3 protein-coding genes and 1 pseudogene are annotated in these 3,894 nt (G+C 62.9%); all 4 read left to right on the forward strand.

The window, feature by feature from the left end:
• A pseudogene (locus VFW93_RS01195) lies at positions 1–445 on the forward strand (cyclohexanone monooxygenase); the annotation flags it as partial.
• Positions 446–452: 7 nt separating this feature from the next.
• Positions 453–1,418, forward strand: coding sequence for an alpha/beta hydrolase (locus VFW93_RS01200; RefSeq protein WP_329692167.1), 966 nt, complete (start codon positions 453–455; stop codon positions 1,416–1,418).
• 51 nt (positions 1,419–1,469) lie between these two features.
• Entirely contained in the window at positions 1,470–2,759 is a 1,290-nt protein-coding gene (locus tag VFW93_RS01205; RefSeq protein WP_329692168.1) for an NADH:flavin oxidoreductase/NADH oxidase family protein, read from the forward strand.
• Positions 2,760–2,836: 77 nt separating this feature from the next.
• Positions 2,837–3,894, forward strand: a 1,058-nt coding sequence (locus VFW93_RS01210) for a cation:proton antiporter (protein WP_329692169.1), incomplete at its 3' end; no start/stop codon positions are given.

Here is a 3,894-nt window from a genome sequence, read left to right on the forward strand (position 1 = left end):
GATCACGGCGCCGCCCATTGCCGAGCGCATCAAGGGCCGCAGTGGCGTGCCGGTGGCGCAGCGCTGGAAAGGCAGCCCTGAAGGCTACCTGGGCACCATGGTGCTGGACTGCCCCAATGCCTTCCTGATGATCGGGCCGAATCTGGCCGTGAGCTCATCGGCGGTCATCATCATCGAGGCCCAACTGGCCTACATCGTGGATGCGCTGAAGCAGGCGCGTGCCAAGGGCTATCGCAGCATTGACGTGGACCCTGAACGTCACCGCCGCTACAACGATCGCCTGCAGGAAGCCTTGCAGCACACGGTGTGGAACATCGGCGGCTGCCAGAGCTATTACCTGGATGCCAATGGCCGCAACAGCACAGCCTGGCCCTGGTCGACTTTCGAGATGCGCAGGCAGCTGGCGCGCTTCCAGGCGCAGGATCACATCGTTCAAAAGGGATGAGCCCGGCATGCGCAAGAAGGACCTCGTGATGGCGCCGGTAGACCCGATCTGGAAACGAACGCTGGTGAGAGCTGGCCTGCGGCTGAGCTTCAAGTGGCCGAGCCTGTTGCCTTTGCCGGTGGGCATCTTGCGCAAGGGCATGGACGCCTCTGCGCGCGTGTTCAAGGTGCGTGACGATGTGCTGATTCAGCCCTCCATCCTGGGCGGCGTGCCTGGTGAAGTGTTGCGGCTGCAGCAGGGTGCAAGGAAGCTGCACATATTGCACTTCCATGGCGGTGCCTTCTTCACGGGTTCATGTCATACACACAGGGCGCTTGCCGCCGAGATGGCGGCGCGGTGCCAGGCGGTTGTGCATTTGCTGGATCACCGTCTGGCGCCGGAGCATCCTTACCCGGCGGCGCTTCACGACGGGCTGGTGGCTTGGCAGGCCTTGTTGAACCAGGGGGTGCCGCCTCAACACATCGTGCTGAGTGGCGACTCCGGTGGTTGCGCGCAGGTGCTGGCCTTGGTGCAGCATCTTCGCGACAGGCGTGAGTCCTTGCCTGCCGCGCTCTACATGATGTCGCCTTACCTCGATCTGCGTTTGCGTGCTGCGAGCGTGCAGGGGCGACGTTGGGGCGATCCCATGGTGACGGCGCATGCGCTGCGTCGCGGTGGGGACGCGTATCGGCGTGGCATTTCGGTGGATGACCCGCGTGTGTCGCCCCTGCTGGGCTCACTCAAGGGCCTGCCGCCAGCCCTGGTGCAAGTGGGCAGCGACGAGATCCTGCTGGATGACGCCTTGAACTTCAGGCAGTTCGCGCATCAGGCTGGCTGCGTGGTTCAACTGGTTCAGTACCAGGGCTACTGGCACAACTTCCAGATGTTCGCAGGCACCTTGAGGGCGGCAGATCAGGCGCTCAACGAGCTCGCCCACTTTGTACGCCTGCATGTGCCCCTTGATCATGTCGTGCCCTGCCGGGCGGTGGCTTGAGCCGCACGCTGCATACCTTCCTCCTTGTTCTCTTTATCGTTGTGGGATCCCATGAACATCACCTCTACGTTTGTCCAGGCCTCTTCATCCGGTGGCGCATCGTTGTCGCTAGGGCAGTCATTCAAGCTGCGCAATGGCGTGCTCATCAAGAATCGGCTGGTGAAGTCGGCCCTGCATGAGTCCATGGGTGACAAGCAGGGCAGGCCGCTGGACTGCCTGCTGCCTTTGTACAAGGCGTGGGCGGAAGGTGGCATTGGTCTGAGCATCACGGGCAATGTGATGGTGGACCAGCGCGCACGCAGCGAGCCCGGCAATGTGGTGGTGGAAGACGAGCGTCATCTGGCGTTTCTCAAGCAATGGGCCGAGGCCGGTTCTCGCAACGGCACCGCCTTGTGGATGCAGATCAACCATCCGGGCAAGCAGGCCATGATCGGCTTGAACAAGGAAACGGTGGCCCCTTCGGCCATCCCGTTCAAGCCGGAGCTGGCGCCGTTCTTCGGCAAGCCCCGCGAGATGACACCAGCTGAAATAGAAGACACCATCGTGCGTTTTGGTCGCACAGCCCGCATTGCGAAGCAAGCTGGTTTTGGTGGCGTGCAGATCCACGCGGCCCATGGCTACTTGATCAGCCAGTTCCTGTCACCGCACCACAACCGACGCTCAGACAAGTGGGGCGGTTCGGCTGAAAACCGCCGGCGTTTTCTGATGGCGGTGTACCGCAGCATGCGTGAGGCCGTGGGCCCCGATTTCCCGATTGGCATCAAGCTCAACTCGGCCGACTTCCAGCGGGGCGGCTTCAACGAGGCGGAGTCCATGGATGCGGTGCTGGCGATCGCCGAAGCGGGCATCGACATGGTCGAAATCTCGGGGGGGACCTATGAAGCGCCGGCGATGACAGGCTCCGAGCAAACCATGAAGAACAGCACACGCCAGCGTGAGGCTTACTTCATGGACTTTGCCGAGCAGGTGCGCCAGCAAACCAAGGTGCCCTTGATGGTGACGGGTGGCTTCCGATCGGTGGCGGGCATGCGTGACGCGCTGGCATCCGGTTCGCTGGACTTCATCGGCCTGGGGCGTCTGATGTGCATGGATGCAGCGACCCCACAGCGCCTGCTGGCCGGGCTGGATCCGCAGTACGCCGTCTCGCCACGTGTCAGCGGCATCGGCTACATCGACCGCTCACGCATGATGGAGGTGATCTGGTACAGCCATCAGTTGATGCGCATCGCGCGCGAAGGGCAGGCGCGGCCGAACGAGTCGGTGCTGAAGGTTGCCCTGACTTACTTGGTCGGCAACTTCCTGAAGGGGGAGTTCAGCATGCCCAAGTTCCGTGCCAGTTGACGCAGTGGGTGTATCGGGACGCGTGGGCGTTGTGTCACTAGAATCGGTGCGGTGTCTCTCTGCAACCACCCGCCCGCATGCCCCATGACATCAGCCTGATTTCGACCATCGCGTGTGGCTTCGGTCTGGCATTGGTTCTGGGCTACGCCGCCACGCGTTTGCGCATGCCGCCGCTGGTGGGCTATTTGCTGGCAGGGGTGGTGATCGGGCCGGCCACACCGGGCTTTGTGGCCGACATGCACCTGGCCGGGCAACTCGCTGAAATCGGCGTGATGTTGCTGATGTTCGGTGTGGGGCTGCACTTTTCCCTGTCTGATCTCATGGCTGTGCGGCGCATTGCCATTCCAGGTGCTGTGGTTCAGATCGTGGTGGCGGTGGCCATGGGCATGGGGCTGGCCCATGCCTGGGGATGGGGCATCGGGCCTGCGCTGGTGTTTGGCCTGTGTCTGTCGGTGGCCAGTACGGTGGTACTGCTCAAGGCGCTGGAGGCCAGGGGGCTGATCGAGACCGTCAACGGGCGCATTGCGATTGGCTGGCTGGTGGTCGAAGACCTCGTCATGGTGCTGGTGCTCGTGCTCATGCCTGCGGTGGCCGGGATGTTGTCGGACAAGCCCGCTGCAACCGCGAGTGCTGGCCAACCCCTGTGGCTTTCGCTGGCGCTGACGCTGGCCAAGGTCATGGCCTTCATCGCCACCATGCTGCTGATCGGGCGGCGCGTGTTGCCCAGGATGTTGTGGTGGGTGGCCCGCACGGGCTCGCGTGAGCTGTTCACCCTGAGTGTGGTGGCCGCCGCCGTCGGTGTGGCATTCGGTGCGGCCAAGCTTTTTGATGTGTCGTTTGCGCTGGGGGCTTTTTTCGCCGGGATGATGATGCAGGAGTCGGAATTCAGCCACCGGGCTGCAGACGAGTCATTGCCCTTGCGTGATGCGTTTGCCGTCCTGTTTTTCGTGTCGGTCGGCATGCTGTTCGATCCGACTGTCCTGTGGCATTCACCCGGCAAGCTGGCCGCCACCGTGGCCGTGATCCTGCTGGGCAAGACACTGGCTGCCGTGGCGCTGGTGCTGCTGTTTCGTTACCCGCTCAATACCGCCTTGACGGTCGGGGCCAGCCTGGCTCAGATCGGTGAGTTCTCTTT

The organism is Aquabacterium sp., from assembly GCF_036279675.1.
Classification (GTDB): domain Bacteria; phylum Pseudomonadota; class Gammaproteobacteria; order Burkholderiales; family Burkholderiaceae_C; genus Aquabacterium.